A 26,209-nucleotide genomic window follows, 5' to 3' on the forward strand; every position below is an offset into this window, starting at 1 on the left:
CTAAAAACCTTTTGGTATAAAATTAATGTTAATGCCACGCTCTAACTCAGCTGCAACTCTGACTATCATCTCTTCATCAAAAGGTTTGCCAATTATTTGCATACCCAATGGAAGACCATTTTTAGATAATGCCGCTGGAATTGACATAGCTGGCAAACCAGCTAGGCTTGCAGGTACGGTAAAAATATCATTTAAGTACATCAAAACTGGATTTGTTTCTTTATAATCAGTAGCAAAAGCCTCAGTTGGTGCAGTTGGTATCAAAATGCTATCTACATTCTTAAACGCATTCATAAAATCATTATAAATACATTTACGTACTTGCTGAGCTTTTCTATAGTATGCATCCATAAATCCCGCAGAAAGTACATAAGTACCAAGCATAATACGACGTTTTACTTCTTGACCAAAACCTTCAGAGCGTGTTAGCTCATACATGTTATTTAAATCTTCATCAAAATGAGTAAAACCATACCTAATGCCGTCGTATCTAGCTAGGTTAGATGATGCCTCAGCGCAAGCTACAATATAGTAAACTGCAAGGCTATGATCTATGTAATCAAGGTTTATATCAACAAGTTCTGCTCCTTGAGATTTTAAGATATCAGCGCTTTTAAGCCACATATCAAGAATCTGTGGATCTAAACCCTCTTTTTTCAATAAGTTAACCGGTAAACCGATTTTTAAACCTTTAACAGATTTAGTTTGAGGGGTTAAAAGATCTGGTACATCTTTTTTTATAGAAGTTGAATCCTTTTCACAAAAACCCATCATAACTTCCAAAACATAGGCTGCATCATATACATTACGCGCAAGTATACCAGCTTGATCTAAAGAGCTTGCAAATGCAATCATACCAAATCTTGAACATCTACCGTAAGTAGGCTTAATACCCACTGTACCTGTATAGCTTGCAGGTTGACGCACAGAGCCACCCGTATCTGTACCAAGGCTAGCCATAGACATAAATCCAGCCACCGCTGTCGCAGATCCACCAGAAGATCCACCTGGTACAAGGTCTTTATTTACATTAAAGCTCCAAGGATTGATGCAAGGCCCGAAATAGCTAGTAATGTTACCTGAACCCATGGCAAATTCATCGCAATTATTTTTACCAAGCATAACAGCTCCAGCATTTAAGACTTTGCCAGATACCGTAGATTCATATGTAGGCACAAAGTTACTGAGCATCTTAGAACATGCTGTTGTTCTTATACCTTTAGTACAAAATAAATCTTTAATGCTGAGTGGTATTCCCTCTAATTTTCGAAAAGTGCCGTTTTTTATATTATTATCAGACTCTTTAGCTGATTCTAAAGCACGCTCTGCATTTTCTTCAACAAAGGCATTTAAACGTTTATATTTCTCCATCTGCGCAAGATGAGCTTTTGTTAGCTCTAGGCTAGAAAACTTTTTTGACTTTAATCCGCTAATAGCTTCCTTGATCGTTAGTTTATGTAAATCGCTCATCTATTCTTCACTATCTACTACTTTAGGTGTAACAAAACAATGTAATTTTTTGGCCAGTGGAGCATTAGGACCTTTGACATTACTGAACAAATCTTCTTGCAAATTACCATCCTTAATCTCATCCGCCCTTAATGTAATTTGTTTTTTAGATAAAGACTCTAAGCATTCCATGTTACTTGTATCAACGTTCTGCAGGCTATCTACCATGTCTAATATGGAGTTAAACTCTTGGGCAAATTTTGCAAGCTCATCTCCTTCAAATCTTAATTTAGCAAGCTTAGCTGTCTTTTTAATAACGTTCTGAGTAACTGACATATAATTTTTAGATTCAAAAAAATAAGTAAATCACAAATCTAGCCGGAGATCAATAAATCATCTGAATCTTCTTCCTCATCATCATAGGCTCCTTCTTTAGCAATTTTTGTAGCAAATTGTCCTAAACGCTGAGAGCTATCATCACTACGCAGTTTACGCAAAGCCTTTGCTTCAATTTGTCTAATTCTCTCTCGCGTAACGTTAAAGTCGGAACCTATCTCTTCTAAGGTTTGCTCTTTACATTTAATACCAAAACGAGACCTAATCACCCTCTCCTCTCTTGGGGTTAGCTTCTTAATTAATACATATGTTGTGATACCACTTAGGTTAGCGCGTGCTGCTGAATCAAATGGAACTACTGTATTCTTGTCTTCAATAAAATCCCCCAAACTACCCCCCTCATCTTCATCACCTATAGGCTGTGCAAGAGAAATAGGTTCCTTAGACATTTTCATGATTTTACGAACTTTATCAACAGGAATACCTAACTTCTCCGAAATTTCATGAGGTTCTGCCTCACGCCCTAATTCATTTAGTATTTGCCTTGACGCTCTGATGATTTTGTTGATTGTTTCAATCATATGCACAGGAATACGGATAATCCTTGCTTGGTCCGCAATAGACCTGGTAATTGCTTGACGAATCCACCACGTTGCATAAGTAGAAAATTTATACCCTCTGCGATAATCAAATTTATCTACCGCTTTAATTAGACCAATATTTCCCTCTTGTATAAGATCAAGGAATTGCAGACCTCTATTTGCATACCTTTTAGCAATAGAAATAACAAGACGCAAATTTGCTTCTACCATTTCCTTTTTAGAATTAATAGTCTTCAGATTACCCTCATAAACTGCACTAAAAAGATTTCTAAACTCATAAATTGGCAGGCTTACTTCTTGCTCTATAGCTTTAATACTTTCTATCGTAACATCAATAAATTCCTGTTGTTCTGAAACAAATTTTTTCCATTCTGGTTTATCAAATAAATTAGCAGTAACTTTATTAAGATGAGTGTAAATTTTAGGTATGTAATGGTCTAAAAAATCGGTCCTATTAATACCATATTTTTCAGCAATTTTACTAAAATTCATAGCATACGATGCAAGGTTTTTATCGTGGTTATAGAAAATATCCAGTAATTGCTGAATTTTTTTCTGATTTAAGTGCAGACTTTGAATCTGCTCAGAAAGTTCTTTAGTTCCAACAATATACTCCTGCCCCATAATAAACTGTCCAATATCTCTATACTTCATATAGCTACTTTGAGCTACTTGTATCAATTTTTCGCAAGCAGCAACCACTTCTTCAAATTTTTCAACTGTAGCCTGCAATACTTGCTCCTCAATAGCCTGAGCGGGGTTTTCCTCATTTGCTTCAGTATCTTCATTCACATCTATTGGATCTAGGTCTATTATTTCACGAAGCGATGACCCTTCAACAAGTTCAGCATGAAGATTAATTAGTTGACGCATAGAAAACGGTATTCTAAATAGAGCATTCATCATTTGCTCCTGGCTTGCTTCTATTTTTTGAGCAATCGCAACCTCTCCTGCCCTTGATAAAAGCTCTACTCCCCCCATTTCTCGAAGATAAACACGTACTGGATCATCTCGTGTATCAGTCTGCTGTTCATCATCATCTAATGTATTGACAGAACTAGTAGAAATAGTCAAACCATCTCCACAATCAATTTGCTCTTCTTCTGGATCCAAAAAAGCTCCTACAGCGTTGTCACTGAAAACACTATCTGGATTCTTCTTACGTAAATTTTTATCTAAATTTTTGGGATCTTTTTTATCTGGATCGATGTCGAAATCGTCTATATTATCGTTAGACATATAATTTATTTTCTATAACTTGTTAAAGATAAACTGGCATTTGTAGAATTATCGAGGTTTTTTACGCTTTAATCAAAAAACTCTAAAAACGTGACCATTATATCTCAAGACATTTAATTATAACTCGTTTTAAACTTTTTATCAATTCCAGAAAATTCACTCACAACATGCTTTAGATGACAAAATTTCAAAATATACATCTTTTCTAGTTGGGTCATTAGGCGCATCTATCAAAGTTGGATGAGATTGATTTGCGGCTATATGGTAATTAGTTACAAGAGATTTATTGATATATGTTAGCTCAAGTACAGTGGGTATTGGACCCAAAGAATTAGCATCAATCAAATACCCCGGACAATAATTATTACCATGAACATGCAATAAAACAAAATTTTGCCTTAAATCTCTTAACAGTTTCAAAGCTTTTAGTAAGCCAGTTTTACTTAGATCTAGGTGTAATTCCAAAGCTATACCAGTAATGTTATTTTTATATTCCAATATTTCATCAAATACTTCATACTCTCCACCTTCTATATCCATTTTGATGAAAATTTTTTTATCTTTTATTTGAAGATTATCCAACTGCTGACTAAAAGATAAAATTCTATTAGAAGATTTTTGATCGTAAAATAAAAATTTATCACTTGAGATACATTCATTGATGAAAGTGAATAAAGGATTCTTGCCCCCCTTATAATCCACTCCACAATCAAAACCATACGAAGGTTTTTTATAAATTCTTGCAAAATCTTCTTCAAAAGAACTATCTTGATCAATACCATAACCAATCAGTACATCAGCTTGCTCCAAAGCTTTTTCTGGGATGATATAACCACCATCATTGTCTCTACCATAACGAACTAGCTTTAAGGGAATTTTATCTTTATATGCCGTATATACTTTTAAGAATTGGACAAGATTGTGACGTATTTCGTTTAAATATAACTCTTCTTTTATAGTTTCACGAACTTGTTTTTGAAAAGTTGTAATCTGAATTTTAAATATTATATCCCCTATAAACAGCAAAAAAGCAAAAGTAATTAAAATTAAAACCCAATCTTTGAGCTTAGTTTTCCGCATAAAGTCAGTTTATATATCTTTCATAGTTATTTTATATCACTCGTTAAAGATAAAACTATTGATTGAAAAATATCTATTTTTTTAGATCTTAAAGGAGAAAAAATTTAAAGCGCTGCTATAATACTTCAAAAATACTCGGTTATGTTTTATTCAAACTATCTAACAAATTGAAAATTCATCTTCAAAATGTTTGCGATAAAGATTTAAAATAGAATACTTATTTTTGAAAACTCTGTTTACTAATCATCATTGCCATAATAGACGCCTTGTTCCTTAGCTATATCTATCATAGGAATTATAGGTTGCTTAGTACCAACAACTACTCTTTTATAAGAGACATTTGATTTGGGGACACCAAATTTTTTGATTACAATTACACTATCGTAAACTGTCATTTTTATTAATATGATATACGTTCAACAAATCAGCTAAAGACTTAAAATATTCTATTAGTTCGTAAATTTTTATTAATTAGCTATTCTTTTGTTGCGTCAAAGCAAAAAGTTTTAATATTTTTGCCTAAATCCATTTTACAAACATTCTGATCAATATCTATTCCATAAATTTTTGCATTCTTGAGATATTTTTTCAATATTTGCAAATGTTCCCCGTTTTGGACCCCTATTCCCAATATTGAAGCATTCTTATTTACATAGCGTGATAAATACAATTAGTATATATCAAGGTAATTTTCCTATTTATCCAAAACATTTTTTTATGATTTAGGAAAACTTTATTATAGGTTTTATTTTGAGATGGAGCAAAAATTAGATATGCACTTAACACGCAAGATAAATGGCCACCTATAATATGTTGAATTCTATTTGACCTTTTATAAAAGACAGATCAATATTTTTTTTAGGACCTACCTCATCAGCTAAAATAATTTTTGCAACTTTATCTTGTACAAGTTTTTGTATAACTCTCTTTAAGGGACGAGCCCCATATATTGGATCAAAGCCTTTTTGAGCAAGATAATCTATCACTTTATCATCATAATTTAAATGAATCTGATGTCTATTTAATAGATCTGATTTAAACTTTTCTAACTGTATAGCAGCAATTTGCCTTATTTGTCCTTGTTTCAAAGGTTCGAATAACAAAATCTCATCTAGCCTATTTAAAAATTCTGGTTTAAAAAATCTGCGCACTTGTCCCATCACTTCATCTTTCACTTTTTCAAGAGGTTTTTCCAACATTAGTTCTGAACCAAGGTTAGATGTTAAGATAACAATCGTATTTTTAAAATCTATGATCTTACCTTGTGAATCTGTAAGTCTTCCAGCATCAAGTATTTGCAACAATAAATTAAATACTTCTACATGAGCTTTTTCAGCTTCATCAAACAATATCACCTGATAAGGCCTTCTACGAACAGACTCACTAAGTACCCCACCTTGCTCATAACCTACATACCCTGGAGGAGCTCCAATTAACTTAGATGTAGAGTGCTTATCCATATACTCAGACATATCTATACGCAATAACGCATTTGGATCATCGAATAAAAACCAGGCTAAACTTCTTGCGAGCTCTGTTTTACCTACACCAGTTGGCCCCAAAAATAGAAATGAACCAAGTGGTTTATTTTCATCTTGTACTCCAGCTCTAGCCCTTCTTATCGCATCACTAACTGCAGCTATTGCTTCTTGTTGTCCTATAACACGTTCCGATAACACCTTTTCCATAGATAAAAGCCTGATTCTTTCACTAGATAGCATTTTATCTATAGGTATACCCGTGGATCTAGAGATGATGGTGGCGATGTCTTCTTCATCCAGAACTTCTTTCACGAGACCACTGGATTTATTATTTTCATATTCGGCAAGTTTTTTATCCAGGTCTGGGATAATACCATATTTAAGCTCCCCTGCCCTTGCCAAATTACTCGTGCGTTCAGCTTTTTCTAATTCTTGTCTTGCCTTATCTATATCTTCCTTAATTTTTTGAATTGCTTTGATTTTAGATTTTTCTACAGCGAATTTGCTATCAAGTTCATGTTTTTTAGCCTCAAGAGTAGCAATCTGTGTTAATAGCTCTTCTAATCTTGCTTTTGCTGACTGGCTAGTCTCTTTTTTCATAGCTTCAGCCTCGATTTTTAACTGAATAATTTTTCTATCTAATAAATCTAACTCTTCAGGCTTGCTAGTGATTTGAATTTTTAGCCTACTTGCTGCCTCATCTATCAGATCAATAGCTTTATCCGGTAAAAATCTATCCGTTATATATCTGTTTGATAGATTTGCAGCAGCTATAATTGCACTATCTGAAACTCTAATACCATGGTGTAATTCGTATCTCTCTTTTAACCCGCGTAAAATAGATATGGTATCTTCTAAAGATGGTTGAGTCACATATAGCGCCTGAAATCTACGGGCAAGAGCGGCATCTTTTTCTATATATTTTCTATACTCATCTAAAGTAGTTGCTCCTATACAATGAAGTTGACCCCTTGCAAGCATTGGTTTCAAAAGGTTTGCAGCATCCATAGCTCCATCGGTTTTTCCAGCTCCTACTAATAAATGCAACTCGTCTATAAATAATATGATCCTTCCCTCTGATTCCTTAATTTCATTCAAAACGCTTTTAAGGCGTTCTTCAAATTCACCTCTGAATTTTGCGCCGGAAATGAGTGCCCCCATATCAAGCTCAAAGATTTGGCATCCAGCAATAGACTCAGGCACATCATTATTTATAATACGCTGAGCAAGACCTTCTACAATAGCAGTTTTACCAACACCTGGATCGCCAATTAATACAGGATTATTTTTGGATCTTCTGGATAATATCTGGATAGCTCTTCGTATTTCATCTTCACGGCCTATCACGGGATCAAGCTTATTACTCAAAGCAAGCTCTGTCACATTACGGCCATATTTGGCTAAAGCATTGTAGCTTTGCTCAACGTGAGCTGAATCAGCTGTCCTACCTTTGCGAAGATGCATGATTGCATTTCGAAGGTTCGTCAAAGTAATTCCATAATTTTTGAGTAAGGTAGCCACATCCCCTCTTGATGAAACTAAACTTTCAAAAAGTCGCTCTACAGTAACAAAGCTATCCCCTGATTTTTGAGCTAAATCTTTTGCATCTTCTATCACTTTAATAGTCTCAGTAGCAAAATATACCTTTCCGCCACTTTGGACATGTACCTTAGGAAGTTTATTAATTTCGTTTGATACAAGGTTGGTAAAACCAGTAAGATTTTTTTCCATTTGCAAAAATAATGCTCCTACCACGCCAGTTTCATCATCTAAAAGACTTTTTAGCAAATGTAAAGGTAAAATTTGCTGATGCTCCAGCTTAATTGCTAAATTTTGAGCACTTAAGATAGCTGCTTGAACGCTTTCTGTAAATTTATCTAGATTCATAGCTTTTACTCTTGATGTATTATCATTTATAGAGTTAGAGCTTTTTATATAAAAATCAAGAGTTAGACCATACTAAATTGTTATAACAATTATGATTCATCGTGTTCTCCTATCTTTGGAAGCTTTTCTACAGGAGAAGTACATGAAAGGTCGTGTTCGTCTACATCAAATCCAGAATTTGTTGAAACAAGTTCTTTATTTGTAGTAAAAAAACTGGCAAGATTTTTTGAAAAATTCTTGCCAAGAATAAGGCTGAAGTCTGCGGCCTTTTCAAAATCTAAATAACTCAAAGTATTAGAAATTATACTCTCCATATCATTGTTAACTTTCTCATTTACTTCCGGTTGTTCTTCAGATTTTTCAAATCTTCTTTGATTGCGAGTAAAGAAAAGATAAAAACATGAAGGGTTATAAATTGCTTTTACTATGGAAAACCCTGTACTAAATTGTTCCAGTATATTTTCAATATAATCACATAACTCTCGATCAGGCCCAGAATCGGGCTTAATAGGTTTTGTACCTAATTTTTGCATCATAACTTTTATCGGTTTTAAAGACCTAAATTCACTGGACAATTTTTCATGATTAACTTCTTTCTTAATCGAATTTAAATGATGAGATAATTTAGGATTTAATGAATCGATATAAGTTTTTAACTTTAATACCTCGTGATCTTCTAATTTAATTAATCTCACTATTAATCCATTTGATTTTATTATACTCTCATTTAGTATCTTCCGAGTCGCTAATAGCGCAAAATAAAAATTCTTTACTGGATTATAAATAAATGATTCATCTAATAGTAGAAGAAGACTAGACCTGCCACGATAATGCATGGTATCAAAACTTTCAGGCATTTTTTCTAAAAGATGCACCGCAGCCTTATAGTTATGTTTTGTTATGCAGCTTTCTATACAAATTCTACCTAATGGATGAACATAGTTTGTTACAAAATGATTAAATAATGTATCTAACAAATCATTATGGCCCTCTGAAATTAGATTACATAAAAAGTCAAATATTTTAATTGGATGATTGCCCGATTCACGACGTAGATGAATATCATAATATTTTGCATTATCATCTGATACTGGAAAATTTTTAACGCATTCCTTAACTAATTTTATACCTATTTCTATAGGACTCTTGCCCACCTCTAAAAGACCTGCACCTCGTAATAATTTTTCTAAAATCTCTTCATTTTTATGAAGTGTAGCAAAGGCGATAGTGTTCCATCCATATTTGTTAGGTCTCATAGCATCCGCCCCATTTGCCAATAATACATCCACCACTTGACCCGTATTATCCTTAATGTCTTGTAAAAACAAAAGATGTAAAATACTATCTTCATCCTCGTTTTGTATAGCAGAAACATTAGCCCCATAGCTTATCAAAAAATTAATCATATCTATATTCTGATCCCATACAGCCTTACCTAAAGTGGTCGAATAATCAGTGCCAAATCCTATTGTATCATTTATATTAGCGCCATAATTTAATAAAAGCTCTATCATTTTTTTCGCTGGATATTGAGAAGATTCTATCATAGACAAATTACTTGTTGCTTTTGCTTCAAGAGCGTCTACAAATGTATCCATAGCATGGTTTAGGGGTGTTCTAATAGCTCCCTTCAATTCTCTTTCACAATGATAATGCGAAGCAGCACCTTGTTTTAAAAGAAAATCTGTTACTGAAATAAAACCCCCATATACAGCATAATCCAAAAGCCTATAATTATCATCACAATCACCACTAAGATAATGCTCATCATCGTCCCATTCCTGATTCACATCCAACCCTAATTTTACTAGCTCTGTTAATACTGTTAACGTATTTTGTTCGATTTGTAATAAGCCAAAACCCTCTTCGGAATGGTAGCCTAAACTGCTTCTTAAGATTAAATATATTAAGGGATAGTTTTCGTGATCAAATTCGTTATCTATAACTTTTTTTGCCAAACTAGGAAATTCATGATAAATATCACGGATACCTTGCGCATCGCAAACTTTGATTGCTTCACAAAAACCTTCATATACTTGTTTCTCTGTAACATCTACCCCCTGCTCAATTTTTATATAATTAAATGCCTTTGATTCGTTCATATCTTACTCCCAATATTAATACTATTAACTGATTTAAGTATAACAATTATGATTCATCATGTTCTCCTATCTTTGGAAGCTTTTCTACAGGAGAAGTACATGAAAGGTCGTGTTCGTCTACATCAAATCCAGAATTTGTTGAAACAAGTTCTTTATTTGTAGTAAAAAAACTGGCAAGATTTTTTGAAAAATTCTTGCCAAGAATAAGGCTGAAGTCTGCGGCCTTTTCAAAATCTAAATAACTCAAAGTATTAGAAATTATACTCTCCATATCATTGTTAACTTTCTCATTTACTTCCGGTTGTTCTTCAGATTTTTCAAATCTTCTTTGATTGCGAGTAAAGAAAAGATAAAAAGAGGAAGGGTTATAAATTGCTTTTACTACGGAAAAACCTGAACTAAATTGTTCCAGTATATTTTCAGTATAATCACATAACTCCCGCTCGTGTCCAAAATCAGGTTTGGTAGGTTTTGCACCTAATTTTTGCATTATAACTTTTATCGGTTTTAAAGACTTAAATTCGCTGGACAATTTTTCATGATTAACTTCTTTCGTGATCGAATTTAAATGATGACGTAATTTAGGATTTAGTGAGTCCATATAAATTTTTAGTTTATTTAATGTATCGTGCTGTTTTAATTTAATTAATGTCATTTGTACCATTAGTGTAATTAGTTCATCTGTAACTGTTGTATCGTAACTTATTAGCCTCTTAATCGTTTCTCGCGTAGAATAAAAATTCTTTACTGGATTATAAATAAATGATTCATCTAATAATTGAACAAATTCATCTATCTCAAGGGGTATAGATATACGTTCATTAGGACTATGTACCTCTAATAAATACACAACTGTTTTATAATTCTGTTTTTTAAAACAATCTGATATAAAACTTCTGAGATTAGGTTCAGAAGAACGATCTAGGGCACTTATTGTATCCTCATGAAAAAATATCTCTAATGCATCATCATGCTTTTGAAATAGGAAATCAAAAAAGCAATTAGGCATATCTATGCCCCTCTCAAAGTATCTAATGGTTTGAGCCGATATAGGTTTATTTTCGATACATTCTTTGAGCAATCCTTTTCCTATCTCCATAGGGCTTTCACCATCTTTTAAAAGATCTACGTGAGATAATAATTTTTCTAAAATTTTTTCATTCCCCTTAAGTGTGGCAAGAATTAAAGGAGACCATCCTAATTCGTTAGGCTTCGCAGGATCGGCTCCTTGTGCTAATAACAGATCTATAATTTCACCTATATTATTTATATCTTTTTCACGAAATAAAAGGGCTAAAGTACCATCTCCATACTCATTCTGTATAGCAGAAACATTAGCTCCCTTATCTATAAGGAACTTAACCATCTCTACATCACCACACTGGACAGCGTCACCTAAAAGCGTCCAAGTGTAACCACCATCTCCTATTGCATCGTCTATATTTGCTCCATATCTTAATAACAATTCTATTATCTCTTTCGTAGGATATTTAGAGGATTGTATCATAGAAAGATTGCAGCGATCGTCTTCTTTGCAAATAGATCTTCGAACTATTTCCATAGACCAATTCAAAGGTGTTTGGGGCTCTTTAAACTCTCTGTCATAATCATAAGGCGAAATGGCTCCGTGTTCTAAGAGAAATTCTATTACCGGAATCAAACCTTTACGCACAGCAAAGCATAAAGGATAAATGTGTTGGTCAGAATCTTCTAATAGTTCTTGGTCTTCTTCGAATTCTTGGTCTTCGTAGTCGTATATTTCATTCACATCGACTCCTAATGTCACTAATTCCTTTACTATAGATAATACCTTACTTTCTTTTTGTATTAGGCTAGGATCATCTTGAGAATAATCTTCATCACACTCAGCGCTTAAAGTAAAATGTAATAGAGGATAGCCGTTTCCATCAAAATCATTAATCATAACTTTTCGGGATTGATTTGGAAATGTATTATAAATATCCCTGATACCCTCTAGATCATAGAGCTTAATAGCTCTGCGAAATCCTTCGTATACTTGATTCACATCAACCTCACTACCCTCTGTAACTTCGACATAAGTGAGTGCTTTTGGCTTATCCATAAGTTTAACCATAAAAATTAATTGTAAAATATTTTAATTTTAACACAATTTAAGGAATAAACAAACTTCTTACGCTTAAATAAACAAGACGCTTAATTTAATTGATATAAATAAAAAATTGGGGAGAGTAATTTTAAAAAGTGGCACGCCCTAAAGGATTCGAACCTTTGACCTACGGATTAGAAATCCGTTGCTCTATCCTGCTGAGCTAAGGGCGCAAAGATGAAGTACGTTAGCCATTCTACCTACAAATGAGTGAAATTGCAAGCATAAACTTGAGAATAAGCATTTGCTGGTCATCTAAAAATCAGTTATGGATTAGGATTAATGCTCTAGTAATAAAGTAGGTGATAAAAGTATATGTGAATACGATGCCAAGGGAATTTAAGAAGAGGGCTAGGAATACAATCTGTTAATCAACATGGATAATATGTTGATATAGATACTAGTATCCCTGTTTTGCTTTAAATCTCTTATTGAAGTCTTTAACTCCTTTTTTGTTTTTTACAATAACGTAAATTCTCTTCCCTCTTCTAACCGTTTGAAGGTCTTCGTGTCTTATTTTTAATTTTTTTAATGAACTAACTGTCTTCATAAATCTACATTCAAAAATGGTGACCCCTACGGGAATCGAACCCGTGTTTTCACCGTGAAAGGGTAACGTCCTAACCGCTAGACGAAGGGGCCTATTTTTTTAAAGCTATGGTAGCTTAGTCTATCTAATCACAATCTTTTGATTAGCACATCTAAGCATTATACCAAAACTAGAACAAACCGCAAGCAGCCATTTTAAATTTTAATAACTATTACAATTTTTTTTGCAATATATTTAGACAACTAAAGATATAAGGTTTATAATGAATAAAATTAACATTAATAAGGTATTTTATGGCTCAAATATTGATTATTTTGGGTGTTTTATTCATCCTATTTAATTTAGTATGTTTTGTTGTTTCTCAGCAAACTATAGCAATAGTAGAACGCTTTGGTAGATTCACTAAACTTGCTCATCCTGGACTTAATTTTAAAATTCCTTTCATAGATAACATTGCAGGTTTTGTAAATCTTAAAATTAGAGAACTAACCTTATTAGTTGAAACAAAAACCCTTGATAATGTTTTCGTAAAGCTTGTCGTTTCAGTTCAATATAAAGCAATTGAAGACAAATGCTTTGATGCATTTTATAAGTTAGAAAATCATACAGCCCAAATTCAATCTTTTGTTTTTGATGCAATCAGAGCAAAAGTACCAGCTATTTTATTAGATGACGTGTTTTCTAAAAAGGATGAAATAGCGGTTGACGTTAAAAGGGAGCTGCATGACACAATGATTGATTTTGGATACGAAATTATTAAAACGCTTGTAACAGATATCCAGCCTGATGAACACGTTAAAAATGCCATGAATGAGATCAATACAGCTCAACGCTTGAGAATGGCCGCTACACAAAAGGCAGAAGCCGAAAAGATTATGCGAGTCAAACAGGCTGAGGCAGAATCTGAATCTAATATTTTGCATGGTATTGGTATAGCAGGTCAACGTAAAGCCATTATTGACGGTTTAGGACGCTCGGTTGAAGAACTACAAAAAAATACTCCAGAGCTAAGAAGTGAAAAAATTATGCAGATGATTATGCTCATTCAGTATTTTGATATGATGCGTGATATAGGAGGTAATTCAAAAAGTAATGCTGTGTTTTTATCTCATTTACCTGGTAACATTTCTGAACTCGCAAAACAGCTGCAAGAAATTATACCCACAACAAGCAAAGAAGTGTAATATAGCTTTTTAAAGAAGGTTTCATATATTTAAAAATTCTATAAAAAGATAATTGTTTCAAATAAATATTGTCTATTGTAATATAATTAATTATACTAGGAGTATAAAATTTAACTAAAAGGTAGATTATTAAAATGAAATCTCAATCTTTACAATTTACAAAACCTATCGACTATGATCTGGTCAAGGAACAATTATTTAATGCTGTCAAAGCAGGAGATTTTGAGCGCATGAAAGAAACTTTATCTAAGTTTGATGAAACTGGAAGATATTTACGTTTTGCTGTAGATGAAAATGGCAGAAATATTCTTCATGTAGCAGCAACTTCGAACCCTGAAATAGCTGAGTGGTTATGTCAAAATAGAACGGATTTTTCACCTTCAGCCTCAGATAATCAAAATCTTAAATATGTTTATAGACTAACTAACTTTATCAGCTGCGGGGATATTAATGGCGAAACTCCTCTAGACTTAGCTATTAAGCACGGTACTTTGGAAAAAATTCCCACTTTAGTAACAGAAATACTGAAATATCCCGTTGCTGTAGATTTTCTAACTGCCTTTGATAAGTATAATCGTTTCAATATGCTTGAATCTTTAATATCTAAAGGTTTGAAAATTCCTGATATAGATCCTCAATCACCATCACATGATGATACTATTACAGAGATTGGAAAGAAAGGTATGATAGAAGTTCTTAAACTGTGCTTAAAAAATTATCATGGACTAATAGACGTATCCTCAGTAATAGAAAATTATGAAAAAAACTTATCTCAAGATTCTAATCTAGATAAAGGATTTACAAGATACAAATCCGATAAATATGATTTTGGCACCCTTGGCAATAGAGAAGTAATAAAGTGGCTTATTGAAGAAAAAGGATACCAGCATCATATAAATGATATAAAAGCAGCAGCGGATAAATATGATGATATAGACATGTCAACTTTTTGTGATAAATATTTGTTCTCTAGTACCGACATCACTGGCGATATTATTCCGGAAGAAGCTAATTAAAAATATTATAAGTATCCTTCCGTAAATCGACAGGGATACTTATTTGTATACCCAAATATACTCTGATATGTCTATTTTTCTCAAGCAGCAAAAGACTTTAAAGTCCAGATCTCTTTCTCTAAGAAAGCAGCTTTTTCATCCACATATAGATTTGTAACTATATCTTCTTTGGCCAAATCTGCAAGAATTTTTAATTCTTTTACTAAAAATTCAAAATCCTTTACAATATTTTTTACTACGTATTTTGCATCAAAACTTGTCTTTTTTTCTTCAACAATTGTTGCCATTTCAAGAGCTTGTTTTAGGGTAACAATTGGAGTCCCCCCTATTTGCAAAATACGTTCTGCGAAATCATCATATAGTGATTCTATGAATTTATATAATTCTTCAGTCTTTTTATGGATAACATAAAACTCTACGCCCTTAACATTCCAATGATAGTTATGCAATTTTGCAAATAATACTAATGAATTTGCTAAAAATTGATTCAGCTTTTCTGATACCTTAGTCATACATTTAAATTTAATTGATTAATAGTTTAAGCTTACAGGATGCTATGTAATTGTCATATTTTCCTTATAAGTACTATATATCAATTTTAAGATTAGAAAATTCAAAATGTTTAGACGTAATATATTTAGTTACAGCCTGTCACCTTATATCTTCAAATTTAACTTTATAAATTGCTTAAATATCTCTCTGCATCAAGGGCGGCCATACAGCCAGTGCCAGCAGCTGTAACAGCTTGCCTATAAATCTTATCTTGCACATCTCCGGCGGCAAATACTCCTTCAATATTTGTACTTACTGTACCTGGCTTGGTTTTAATATATCCTGCTGAATCTATCTCTAAAAAATCCTTAAACAAATCAGTATTAGGCTTATGACCAATTGCAATAAATATACCATCTATATCTAATTGCATAATTTGATTGGTTTGAGTATTTTTAATTTTAGCACCAATAACTGATTTAATAGGCTCTTTTGTTCCCAAAACCTCAGCAAGCTCCGAATTCCAAATCACGTCAATTTTAGGATTTTTAAATAACCTATCCTGCAGAATTTTTTCAGCCCTTAACGAGTCTCTACGATGAATAAGTGTTACCTTACTTGCATGATGAGTTAAATATAATGCTTCTTCTACGGCACTGTTACCTCCACCCACAACTAATACGTGTTTGTTTTTAAAAAAGAATCCATCACATGTCGCGCAAGCCGATACACCAAATCCACGAAATTCTTGTTCCGACTCAAGCCCTAACCATTTAGCACTTGCACCGGTCGCAATTATTATGCTATGTGCTAAATATTCCTCTTTAGCTGTATACACGCTAAAAGGCTTCTTATCAAAATCAACTTTAATAACTTCATCATGTATAATCCTAGTTCCAACTTTTTTGCTCTGCTCCATCATTTTTTGCATTAAGATAGGACCTTGTACAGGATCCTCAAAGCCTGGAAAGTTTTCTACATCAGTTGTGGTAGTTAACTGCCCGCCAGCTTCGAATCCGCAAATCATAGTTGGCTCTAAATTAGCTCTCGCTGCATAAATAGCGGCAGTACATCCGGCCGGGCCAGATCCAATAATTAAAACTTTATGTATCATAGTTTTTCAAAAATAAGGTAGTCATATATTAGTGAATATCATTATATAGATTCAGAAGAGACTTATCCAGAAGAATAAAAAATTCATCATATAGAATTTTAGGGCATTGCACATAAATAGGCATGTTGCAACATTAACTTTGCTATTTTGTTCAACTTTGGTAGTTTTAGATGATAGTACAAATACCTCTCTAATCTAGGTATGAATTTTAGATACTTTATGTCACCATCTTTCAAGGCCTTTTTGGCAAATAGACCTAATATACGACTACAATTCTGAGCCCCTAATATATCAAAAGAGATTTTTACTTTATCAGGGTCAAAATTTGTTAACTTGATATATAAGTCTAGCATCTGAGTTTTTAAGTTATTCTCAACTTCAATTCTTGCATCAGATAACAATGAAACAAGATCATATACAGGATGACCTAGACTCAGATCCTGAAAATCTATGATCCCGATTTTATTATTGGGCAAAATAAATAGATTGTCGACATGAAAATCTCCATGTATTGGCACTTCTCCTAAATTAGGCAATACGTTTAAAATCTTTTGCCATTCAACAATATATTCATTCATGAAATCTTCTGACTTATTCAAATACCTTAAATACCATGGAAATAGGTTTGATAATTGCCTTAACAAAGTTTCTTTTGATAATTTACTTGCATTTTGAAATTCGTTAGTAGAGATTTGTTGCAACTTATATAGATCTTGGACGATATTTGTATAAGTCTGGATTTTAATTTTTGATGATCGATTTGCAAGAAATTTATTTATAGACGTATCCCCAAAATCCTCAAGCAAGATACACTCTGAATCATAATCAAAAATATAAGGACAGCGCAATCCATGGTGAGAGAAAATTTTTGCAACTTCTAAGAACTTATCAAACACTTCTCCTGCATTAGGATAATGCATTAAAAGTGCTGTACCGATACCCTTAAAATGCTCAGGTGAATTATTTTGGTTGATATAAAGTCTATAAAAACTTTTGGTAGATGCATCTCGAGGAAGAGCAATACTTTTATCAACACTTATACCACACCTTTTGATAAAGGCTTCCTCTTTCACGAAATTAGCTGGTTTTCTTTAACTTCTTTTTCTTTTGCACGATAGGTTTTTGAGTACCCGCAATTACTTCTTCTGTAATTACGATGGTGCTATCTTGATAATTTTCTAAATCAAACATAGTGTCTAACAAAGCTTTCTCAATAATAGCCCTGAGGCCTCTTGCACCAGTTTTTTTCTTTAAAGCGTTTGAGGCTATTTTCTCTAAAGCAGCTTGTTCAAATTGTAAATCAACTCCGTCAAAAGCAACTAAAGTTTGATACTGCTTGACCAAAGCATTTTTTGGCTTAGTTAATATCTCAACTAAAGCATTTTGATCAAGATCCTCTAAAGTACATATTACAGGCAACCTACCAATAAACTCTGGTATCATGCCAAATTTAACCAAGTCATCCGCCTCAACGCTTTTAATAATCTCAGAATAGTTATCTTGCGTAGGCTTCATTACGTCAGCATTAAATCCTATAGAAGACTTTGATTTACGAGTACTGATTATTTTTTCTATACCTTTAAAAGCACCTCCACAAATGAATAGTATATTTGTTGTATCTATAGGAATACAATCCTGCTGTGGATGCTTTCTACCACCCTGTGGAGGAACAAATGCTACCGTACCCTCTATTATTTTTAGTAATGCTTGCTGTACACCTTCACCTGATACGTCACGTGTAATTGAAGTGCCGCTAGCCTTGTGAGCAATTTTGTCTATTTCATCAATATAAATTATACCTTGATGGGTTTTTTCAATATTATAATCGGCAGCCTGCAGCAATCTAAGAAGTATATTCTCAACATCTTCACCTACGTATCCAGCTTCAGTCAAGGAAGTTGCATCAGCGATAGCAAAAGGTACGTTAAGAGTTTTTGCTAACGTTTGAGCCAAAAGAGTTTTACCACAACCGGTTGGGCCAATTAAAAGAATATTAGACTTATTTAATTCTACTTTGTGAGGATTAATTGTCTCTGCATGCTCTAAGCGTTTGTAGTGATTGCGTACGGCAACCGCGAGAACTTTTTTAGCATGCTCTTGCCCTATCGCATATTGACTGAGCGTCTTATAAATTTCGTAAGTAGTAGGTATGCTATTTGAGATAGTCTTAACCATTCGAGTGTTTTCCTCCTTAATAATGCTTGCGCAAAGCTCTATACACTCATTACAAATGAAAACACTAGCTCCTGCCACTATTTTCTTTACGTCATTTTGTGTTTTGCTACAAAAAGAACAAATCACTGTCTTCTTATCGTTGCCGTAAATTGTCATTTTAATTAAACATTAATATTTTAAATAGATAGCACTACCTTCTTCCAATTTAACTAATTTAACATCAACGTGCAAGGTGCAAAACTTGATTTTTTACAATGTCAGGATTAGTATTGTGATAATGTGGCAAAATTTATTTGAAATTAATACATGCAAAAACGCTCTTTATCAGCTTCAATTCTTTCCGCAGATATTCTGAACCTACAAAAACAAGTAGAAGAACTTGAAGAAGGAGGTGTTGATATGCTGCATATTGATGTTATGGATGGGGCGTTTGTACCTAATTTAGGCTTCAGTATTAGCTCCGTTGAAGCATTAAAGAAAATAACAAAACTACCTTTGGATGTACATCTTATGATGGAAAATCCAGAAAGACATATTCAGGCTTTTGTAGATGCAGGTAGCGACATATTGACCGTTCATCTTGAAGCCGTAAAACATATTGATAGAACAATCAGACAAATTAAAAACTTTAAAATTAAGGCTGGAGTTGCTCTGCTACCCTCAAGTTTGCCTCAAAACTTAGAATATATAATTGATATTATTGATCTAGTTCTTGTAATGTCCGTTAATCCAGGTTTTGGAGGACAAACCTTTATTCAATCTCAACTTAATAAAATAAGTTATCTATCAAGTAAAATGCAAGCTAACACACTGCTGAGCGTTGATGGAGGTGTGAATATACGAAACATTAGCCAAATCGCTGATGCAGGAGCTAATACATTTGTTGTTGGTAGTTATCTTTATAAAGATGGCAACATTCAACAAAATATCCAAAATATCAAGAGTTTGATAATGTAAATTTACTATCCTCCTCTACCCTTTTCTGGTATGCTTTTTACAGCAGATCTTACTGTTTCAGCAAAATTTTTAGTTTTTGTTATCACTGGTCTTTCATTATTTCTTTCTACTTTCTTCGCTATCCCTTCCCCTTCTTTTTCGTTCCTTTTCTGCGGCGCTAACTTTCTAGCTTGACGACCCCTAAATACGGATTGTATTTTTGTTGCTGCAGGTTCTGCAGTTTTTCTCTGTGCTTCCATTATAAGCTTATGAAATTTTTCAATGAGACTACTTTGATCTTGATATTCCTCCGCCACTGGGCTAGAAGTCCAATAATCCAAAGGTAATTTAGTACCATAAAGACTCTTTTCAACTTCCCTAGCCACAATATCACGAATAACATCTTTAGCTTCCCTTAATAATGTTCCATCCTTATCTAGTTTACTCAATTCTTTATATTGCTCTAATATATCTCTCGACATTATACTTCCCCATCGACCATCCTTTTCCATGTTTTGGACAATACTTTCTAACTCCTCTAATATTCTTTCTTTTTCATCTGCCATAAAAATTACCTATTAAATTGTTACATACCTATTATACTTTGACAAACCTTTCAAACCTTTAATAATCAACTCAAAACACAAAAAATAATTACAAATATATTAATATTACAACTACCTACTTAATCCTACATATATTTTGCGCTCTCGATAATTTGGAATAGCTAAACGGTATACTCTTATGTTTCAATATATTAAAAAATTTTGCTGTTCTAAATTTTATTAAGTCAAGAAAATATAACGCTCTACTTAGCGTTGATGGAGGTGTGAATATACGAAACATTAGCCAAATTGCTGTGCAGGAGCTAATACATTTGTTGTTGGTAGTTATCTTTATAAAGATGGCAATATCAAGCAAAATATCCAAATTATTAAGAACTTAATGATATAAATCTACTTACTTCTACCTCCTTGAAATTTTTTGATGGCATTTTTTATCCCCACCCAACGTCCCGTTTTCAATTTTATATTTTTAGGCCTAGATTCTTTTTCTTTTACTGGAAAAACGAGTTCACTTGATGCTTTTTTTGTGAGTTTAACGTCCTTAATTTTTTTCACAGCTGTCACAAAACCTTCAACAGCTTTTTTAACGGATGGTATTTTCAACTCCTTTGCCACGTTACTTAATTTACTTAAAGGTAGAAAATTTTGAGGAGTTAAAATTCCATATTTTTTAGTTTTTGCTGTTGAAGTAGCTAATTTCACTCCCTTTTCTTTAAAGATTTTTTCATCTAAATCTCTAATATTATTCTCTACAGCACTGGCAAGAATCTGAATTTCATTCTTTTTCCTAAAGTATGAAATATTTTGAGCATCATTAACCATATTACTCATACTAAGTGAACATTGAAACAATAAACCCTCGTCCAACACTTTAAGTTCACGAGCTTTGTCTATCCTTTCATCAATTTTTTTGATGTAATCCTTAATTAAAACATAATACTTACTATTAGAAGGATTTTTAGTTTTCTCGTTTTTTACAAAATTTTCCAATTCATGCTTTTTTTCTTCGTAATCTTGTAATGAGTTGTCTAAAACTGATTGATTTAGATTAGTTAGGGTATTGTTTATAATAGCCTTAATAACCCCCATCCTGAACTCTCCGAAATCCCTTTTTTCGGCCTCAATTATACTTTGCATACCTCTTGAGCATATTTGCAAAAAATTATCACTTAGTACCTGATCTTCAGATGAGCTTTGTATCTTTTGATCAACTTCTTTTATATGGTCTTTAATTATTTTATAATAATTGACATGAGAAGGATCTGCCTCACTCTTTTTTTTCATAAAATCCTCTAATTCATCCCTTTTTTTCCTGTAGTCTTGAAGTGTATCATTAGAAAATACCATACAATTATCCATTAAATTATCATACATCTATTATACTTTATCAAACCCTTCGAACCCTTAATAATCAGTACGAAATACAAAAATTAATTACAAATATATTAAAATTACCAATAGCTACTTAATGCTGCACATGTTTTGAGATATTAATAGTTTAGATTCGCTAAATCGTATATTCTTATGCTTCAATACATTCAAAAATTTTTTCACTCTAAAAAAAGTACTACGAACTATCTTGAAAATTTCTATTTCTCAGATCCGTATGAGCCAAAAGCTGGGATAGAAAGCTATCGTAATAACGTCATTGTTAATAGATGCGTGAATGTTATAGCCCAATCTGCAGGGCATGTACCTTGGGTTGTGATGCAAAAAACTTCCAGCGGGTTTGAAAAAGTAACGTTCCATCATTTAGCAAGACTACTTAAAAAACCTAATCCGATGAAGGCCGGCGCTGAGTTTTTTGCCGAAATTATCGCAAACAAACTCTTATTCGGAAATAGCTATATTTTGGCTATAAGTAATAACAACAAACCCGTTGAACTGCATTCCTTAAATCCTCAGGCAGTACAAGTTATATGCGAGAAAGGGTCTATTGTGGGATATAAATATATAACAAACAATAACACAAAATATTATCCTGTAGATTCTGTCAATAAGCATAGTCAGGTATTACATATTAAGAATTACCATCCTACCGATCCTATATATGGCCTTTCATGCCTCGACCCAGCAAGTAAATTAATTGATCTACATAATAAATCTACAGAATGGAACCATACTTTACTTAAAAATGGCGCACGTCCTAGCGGAGCATTAGTTGTAAATAATGGAGGATATCTTTCAGAAGATCAGTTTGAAAGACTTAGATCAGAGCTTAACGACAAATATTACGGATCTAATAATGCAGGTAAGCCTATGCTCCTGGAAGGAGGACTAGATTGGAAAGAGATGAGCATTAGTCCTAAAGACATGGACTTTATTGAATCTCGTAATTCAGCTGCACGTGAGATTGCACTTGCTTTCGGCGTCCCTCCTCAACTGCTTGGAATAAACGGCGATAATACCTATAGCAATATGCAAGAAGCCCGTCTTGCACTTTGGGAAGAAACTCTTATACCACTACTAGATAAAATTGCAGATGGTCTTACTAATTGGCTTTCTTTTTGGTTCCAAGATGAATTTATCGTCGATTTTGACCGCGATTCCATATCAGTGCTGACAGAAAAACGTCAAAAACTCTGGTCTAACTTAAATAATATTAATTTCATGTCAGCCAATGAAAAAAGAGCTATGGCCAACTTACCTCGTATTCAAAATGGCGACAAAGTAGCCGAAGAAGCATGAAAGATAATTTATTTGACCGCTGTATTAAGCTGATTTCAACACTGATTGCTGAAATTGAACATGATCTTAGTAAGGAACTAGCATTAAAAGACAAGAAGATGATTACAGATCTAATTAACAAGCTTATTCAAACAACTATCAAACTCGAAAAGATTAAACAAATTGGCGTTGAAGAGGAATTAAGTCAGCAGGACCTACAAATCATTAATGATTTTCTAGAAAAGGCTCAAGCTAGAAGTAGCTAATCAAATTTAGATATCTTAGTATTTTGGAGCAATTTACTAATCTGATTGTTAAAGTGATCTAAGCAAATAGGAGTGAATTTTGCTTCCAGAGTTTCATACGCTTCCTTGATGCGTTTAGTATCTTCAGATTCTATCGCATCTTGAAGCCTCTGGATAAAAGTACCTAAGTCATGATCCTTGGATAACTTATGCAAAATTTTATGAACCTTACTTATAAGGTCTTCTGCTTTTAAAATTTGCTCTTTTAAGATTCTGGCATTTAAATCTTCTTCTGCCTTCTCAAAACTTTCTTGCAAAATATCTGTAACATCTTGATTAAGATTTTGCATCTCCACAACTAACTCTTTGTTAACACCACTTATTGACTCTGACGCATTAATATACAGAAGACCATCTGCATCTATCATAAAATTTACTTCTACTTTAGGAAGACCCGCAGGCATCGGAGATAGTCCTGATAGTTCAAAAAAACCTACTTCCCTGCAGTCTTTAGCAAATTCTCGCTCTCCTTGGATGATGCGAAATTTAATAGCATATTGATTATCAGCATAGGTAGTAAAGTTTCTTTTTACGCAAGTTGGGATGGGAGTATTTTTCATGATAACTTTATCATTCAAACCTCCCATAACCTCTATACCCAAAGAAAGAGGTAACACATCGATCAGAATGTGGCTTTTTGCTCTTGACAGATTTTCAGCCTGCAATGCAGCACCAAGCGCTACCGCTCGATCAGGATCTATGCCTTCTAAAATTTCGACCTCAAACTTTGAAAGCATCTTTTTGATCAAGGGAGATTTGCTAGAACCCCCTACCAAAATGATACCCCTTAAATTATTACTAAGCCCAACGACAGATGATGTAAGTTTAATAGTTTTCTCAATAATAGGCGCTGCTATCTTTTCATACTCTTCCCAGGTAAGCTTGGTTTTATCTACCGTAGCATCTTTACTCGGTGATACTAACTCTTTTAATTTTTTAGCTGTTTTAAGAGATATATCTAAATGCTTTCCAACTGCATGATCTATATCATCACCACCCAACATATCATCACCACTAACAGCTATAACCTGTATAACCTTGCCTTGTATATTTAACAATGATACATCAAAAGTCCCCCCACCTAGATCATAAACTAAATATTGACCCTTAGTGTCTTTGTACTGGATACCATATGCAAAACCAGCAGCCGTTGGCTCCTGGATCAGTCTTATGACATCCAAACCAACCATATTTGCTGCTTGCTTTATTGCACTTTTTTGTCTGTCATCAAAATAAGCTGGAACGCTGACAACTGCCTTTTTTATTTCTTGTTTTAGGTGTCTTTCTGCGATTTTTTTTAATTCAGAAAATATTAAGCTTGCTAGATAAATTGGCTCAAAATATTTACCATCTACTTTAATTTTTAAAGTTCCATCTTTATGGCTTATTATCTCTTTTAATTTAGGGTCAATAGCATCGGATGCCATGATTTGGTCATAGCTTTTTCCGAGAATTCGTTTAATAGATGCAATACTAATACCTCTCGCCTTTCCTACTTGCCATTTACCTTCATCAAAAGATAATACGGATGGTAATAGCTTTTGGTCACCTCCTAATACAAAAGGTTTAGCATCATCAGAAAATGCTATACAAGAATTTGTAGTACCAAAATCAATTCCAACAACTACTTCTAGGCGATTTTTTTTAGGATCTTGTATTTGCAATAAGCTCATACATGCTGAGTGTTTTGAAGTTTATTTTTTATTTGATCGATGATGTTATCTACATATCTCAATGATATAGTCCGTTTAGAAGCGGTATCCAATTCCCTTGACTTAAAGGCATGAATTAAAGAAGTAATTAATTCCTTTTTTTCTAAGTATTTTGCAATCAACATTTCAGATAATTCTTTAGTATCCTGAGCACTGTTTATAAACTCAAACTCATCTAGCTTAGCCTGCAAGAATTCTTTGTCCAAATTGCTCTTCAATTCTTCATCATTAAAATTAACACCTAACACTGTAAGCAGTGCTTTAGCCCTTTTGAAATCATCTTTGAGGTTCTCATAAGCTTCATTAAGCTTCGTAGACATAACTAGCAACTCCCCTCTGTCTTCTATATTAAGAGCCCTATCTGGATGATATTCTATTTGCAGATTAAAATAATTTCTCTCTAACTCAGCCAAATCAATATCAAAAACTTCTGGTAATTTTAAAATTTGAAAATAATTTTGCATTTCTTATACGTTAAAAGATTTACCACAACCGCATTTCATCTTTTCATTAGGATTAGTAAAAACAAAACCTTCTTTAAAGTCGTCCTCTATATAATCCATTTCAGATCCTATAACATACATTATTGCCTTTGGATCTAATAAAACACGCACCCCTTTGTCTTCTACTATTTCTTCAAATAATAGCTTATCATCTGCATATTCTATCACATAGGATAATCCCGAACATCCACCGCTTTTTACACTTACTCTAATTCCCATAGCCTCTCCTTTTCGCTGAGCAATAAGATCTTTGATTTTATCCGCAGCACGCTGACTAATGGAGATAACTTGCTTACGCATTCTACTTTTTCTTTGCTTTATAATCAGCTATAGCCGCCTTAATTGCATCTTCTGCAAGCATCGAGCAGTGCATCTTCACAGGTGGAAGCGATAGATATTCCGCAATTTCAGTGTTTTTAATGTTAGAAGCATCATTTACGTTTTTACCCAAAATCCATTCCGTCGCAAGCGAACTTGAGGCAATAGCAGAACCACAACCAAAAGTTTTGAATTTTGCATCTTCAATCACTCCATTATTATTAACCTTAATTTGCAGTTTCATTACGTCACCACAAGCAGGAGCCCCAACAAGACCCGTACCTACATTAGGCGCATCTTGATCAAGTGATCCAACGTTGCGAGGATTTTCATAGTGATCTAATACTTTTTTACTGTAAGCCATAAT

The 26,209-nt window shown here is 33.4% G+C and carries 23 protein-coding genes and 2 tRNA genes; 5 read left to right on the top strand and 20 right to left on the bottom strand.

Features of this window, described 5'->3' with window-relative positions:
• The 10 genes from gatA to phytr_RS02370 all read right to left on the bottom strand — a co-directional run bounded on the left by gatA (window position 1) and on the right by phytr_RS02370 (window position 12,946).
• Window positions 1–1,470, bottom strand: coding sequence for an Asp-tRNA(Asn)/Glu-tRNA(Gln) amidotransferase subunit GatA (gene gatA, locus phytr_RS02325; protein ID WP_106874286.1), 1,470 nt, complete (start codon window positions 1,468–1,470; stop codon window positions 1–3).
• A complete protein-coding gene (gatC, locus tag phytr_RS02330; protein WP_106874287.1) occupies window positions 1,471–1,785 on the bottom strand; it encodes an Asp-tRNA(Asn)/Glu-tRNA(Gln) amidotransferase subunit GatC in 315 nt (104 codons plus the stop codon).
• A 38-nt stretch (window positions 1,786–1,823) separates the two neighbouring features.
• Window positions 1,824–3,626: an RNA polymerase sigma factor RpoD gene (rpoD, locus tag phytr_RS02335; protein WP_106874288.1), complete on the bottom strand. Its 1,803-nt coding sequence runs from the start codon at window positions 3,624–3,626 to the stop codon at window positions 1,824–1,826.
• Window positions 3,627–3,782: 156 nt separating this feature from the next.
• Window positions 3,783–4,706: a class I SAM-dependent methyltransferase gene (locus phytr_RS02340; RefSeq protein ID WP_106874289.1), complete on the bottom strand. Its 924-nt coding sequence runs from the start codon at window positions 4,704–4,706 to the stop codon at window positions 3,783–3,785.
• A 239-nt stretch (window positions 4,707–4,945) separates the two neighbouring features.
• A complete protein-coding gene (locus tag phytr_RS06385; RefSeq protein ID WP_158706831.1) occupies window positions 4,946–5,101 on the bottom strand; it encodes a hypothetical protein in 156 nt (51 codons plus the stop codon).
• A 408-nt stretch (window positions 5,102–5,509) separates the two neighbouring features.
• Complete coding sequence (gene clpB / locus phytr_RS02345) at window positions 5,510–8,074, bottom strand: ATP-dependent chaperone ClpB (RefSeq protein ID WP_106874290.1); 2,565 nt, start codon at window positions 8,072–8,074, stop codon at window positions 5,510–5,512.
• 89 nt (window positions 8,075–8,163) lie between these two features.
• Window positions 8,164–10,176 carry an ankyrin repeat domain-containing protein gene (locus tag phytr_RS02350; RefSeq protein ID WP_106874291.1) on the bottom strand — a complete coding sequence of 671 codons (2,013 nt, stop codon included), beginning with the start codon at window positions 10,174–10,176 and terminating at the stop codon, window positions 8,164–8,166.
• A 46-nt stretch (window positions 10,177–10,222) separates the two neighbouring features.
• Complete coding sequence (locus phytr_RS02355) at window positions 10,223–12,259, bottom strand: ankyrin repeat domain-containing protein (RefSeq protein ID WP_106874292.1); 2,037 nt, start codon at window positions 12,257–12,259, stop codon at window positions 10,223–10,225.
• A 141-nt stretch (window positions 12,260–12,400) separates the two neighbouring features.
• A tRNA-Arg gene (locus tag phytr_RS02360) sits at window positions 12,401–12,477 on the bottom strand.
• A 394-nt stretch (window positions 12,478–12,871) separates the two neighbouring features.
• Window positions 12,872–12,946, bottom strand: a tRNA-Glu gene (locus tag phytr_RS02370).
• A 201-nt stretch (window positions 12,947–13,147) separates the two neighbouring features.
• On the opposite strand from phytr_RS02370, the gene phytr_RS02375 reads away from it, so the two are divergent.
• Together phytr_RS02375 and phytr_RS02380 are read left to right on the top strand one after the other, a co-directional pair.
• Complete coding sequence (locus tag phytr_RS02375; RefSeq protein ID WP_106874294.1) at window positions 13,148–14,038, top strand: SPFH domain-containing protein; 891 nt, start codon at window positions 13,148–13,150, stop codon at window positions 14,036–14,038.
• Between the two features lie 134 nt (window positions 14,039–14,172).
• Complete coding sequence (locus phytr_RS02380; RefSeq protein ID WP_106874295.1) at window positions 14,173–15,054, top strand: ankyrin repeat domain-containing protein; 882 nt, start codon at window positions 14,173–14,175, stop codon at window positions 15,052–15,054.
• An 80-nt stretch (window positions 15,055–15,134) separates the two neighbouring features.
• Here phytr_RS02380 and phytr_RS02385 read toward each other — a convergent pair whose 3' ends face one another.
• The 4 genes from phytr_RS02385 to clpX form a co-directional block, all read right to left on the bottom strand.
• Entirely contained in the window at window positions 15,135–15,566 is a 432-nt protein-coding gene (locus phytr_RS02385) for a Dps family protein (RefSeq protein ID WP_106874296.1), read from the bottom strand.
• Window positions 15,567–15,730: 164 nt separating this feature from the next.
• Entirely contained in the window at window positions 15,731–16,660 is a 930-nt protein-coding gene (gene trxB, locus phytr_RS02390; protein ID WP_106874297.1) for a thioredoxin-disulfide reductase, read from the bottom strand.
• A 98-nt stretch (window positions 16,661–16,758) separates the two neighbouring features.
• Window positions 16,759–17,733 carry an aminoglycoside phosphotransferase family protein gene (locus phytr_RS02395; protein ID WP_106874298.1) on the bottom strand — a complete coding sequence of 325 codons (975 nt, stop codon included), beginning with the start codon at window positions 17,731–17,733 and terminating at the stop codon, window positions 16,759–16,761.
• A 4-nt stretch (window positions 17,734–17,737) separates the two neighbouring features.
• Window positions 17,738–18,991, bottom strand: a complete 1,254-nt coding sequence (gene clpX, locus phytr_RS02400; RefSeq protein WP_106874299.1) for an ATP-dependent Clp protease ATP-binding subunit ClpX — start codon at window positions 18,989–18,991, stop codon at window positions 17,738–17,740.
• A 150-nt stretch (window positions 18,992–19,141) separates the two neighbouring features.
• On the opposite strand from clpX, the gene rpe reads away from it, so the two are divergent.
• The gene (gene rpe, locus phytr_RS02405; RefSeq protein ID WP_106874300.1) at window positions 19,142–19,792 is read left to right on the top strand and encodes a ribulose-phosphate 3-epimerase; all 651 of its coding nucleotides are present in this window, start codon (window positions 19,142–19,144) and stop codon (window positions 19,790–19,792) included.
• Window positions 19,793–19,797: 5 nt separating this feature from the next.
• On the opposite strand, the gene phytr_RS02410 is transcribed toward rpe, so the two are convergent.
• Window positions 19,798–20,337 (bottom strand): hypothetical protein, encoded by a 540-nt coding sequence (locus phytr_RS02410; protein ID WP_106874301.1) that lies wholly within the window; start codon window positions 20,335–20,337, stop codon window positions 19,798–19,800.
• Between the two features lie 390 nt (window positions 20,338–20,727).
• The gene (locus phytr_RS02415) at window positions 20,728–21,711 is read right to left on the bottom strand and encodes a hypothetical protein (protein ID WP_106874302.1); all 984 of its coding nucleotides are present in this window, start codon (window positions 21,709–21,711) and stop codon (window positions 20,728–20,730) included.
• Window positions 21,712–21,861: 150 nt separating this feature from the next.
• On the opposite strand from phytr_RS02415, the gene phytr_RS02420 reads away from it, so the two are divergent.
• A complete protein-coding gene (locus tag phytr_RS02420) occupies window positions 21,862–23,025 on the top strand; it encodes a phage portal protein (RefSeq protein WP_106874303.1) in 1,164 nt (387 codons plus the stop codon).
• On the top strand, window positions 23,022–23,270 hold the full coding sequence (locus phytr_RS02425) for a hypothetical protein (protein ID WP_106874304.1): 249 nt from the start codon (window positions 23,022–23,024) through the stop codon (window positions 23,268–23,270). Before phytr_RS02420 ends, phytr_RS02425 begins: the two co-directional genes overlap by 4 nt.
• Here phytr_RS02425 and phytr_RS02430 read toward each other — a convergent pair.
• From phytr_RS02430 to iscU, 4 genes are read right to left on the bottom strand one after another with little or no spacing between them, the layout of a single operon-like run.
• On the bottom strand, window positions 23,267–24,982 hold the full coding sequence (locus phytr_RS02430) for an Hsp70 family protein (protein ID WP_106874305.1): 1,716 nt from the start codon (window positions 24,980–24,982) through the stop codon (window positions 23,267–23,269). The genes phytr_RS02425 and phytr_RS02430 overlap by 4 nt on opposite strands.
• Window positions 24,979–25,485 (bottom strand): Fe-S protein assembly co-chaperone HscB, encoded by a 507-nt coding sequence (gene hscB, locus phytr_RS02435; RefSeq protein ID WP_106874306.1) that lies wholly within the window; start codon window positions 25,483–25,485, stop codon window positions 24,979–24,981. The genes phytr_RS02430 and hscB overlap by 4 nt, the downstream gene beginning before the upstream one ends.
• A 3-nt stretch (window positions 25,486–25,488) precedes the next feature.
• Entirely contained in the window at window positions 25,489–25,824 is a 336-nt protein-coding gene (locus phytr_RS02440; protein WP_106874307.1) for a HesB/IscA family protein, read from the bottom strand.
• A gap of 1 nt (window position 25,825) precedes the next feature.
• Window positions 25,826–26,206, bottom strand: a complete 381-nt coding sequence (iscU, locus tag phytr_RS02445) for a Fe-S cluster assembly scaffold IscU (RefSeq protein ID WP_106874308.1) — start codon at window positions 26,204–26,206, stop codon at window positions 25,826–25,828.
• Window positions 26,207–26,209 lie beyond the last annotated feature (3 nt).

Source organism: Candidatus Phycorickettsia trachydisci, from assembly GCF_003015145.1.
GTDB classification, from domain to species: Bacteria; Pseudomonadota; Alphaproteobacteria; order Rickettsiales; family Rickettsiaceae; genus Phycorickettsia; species Phycorickettsia trachydisci.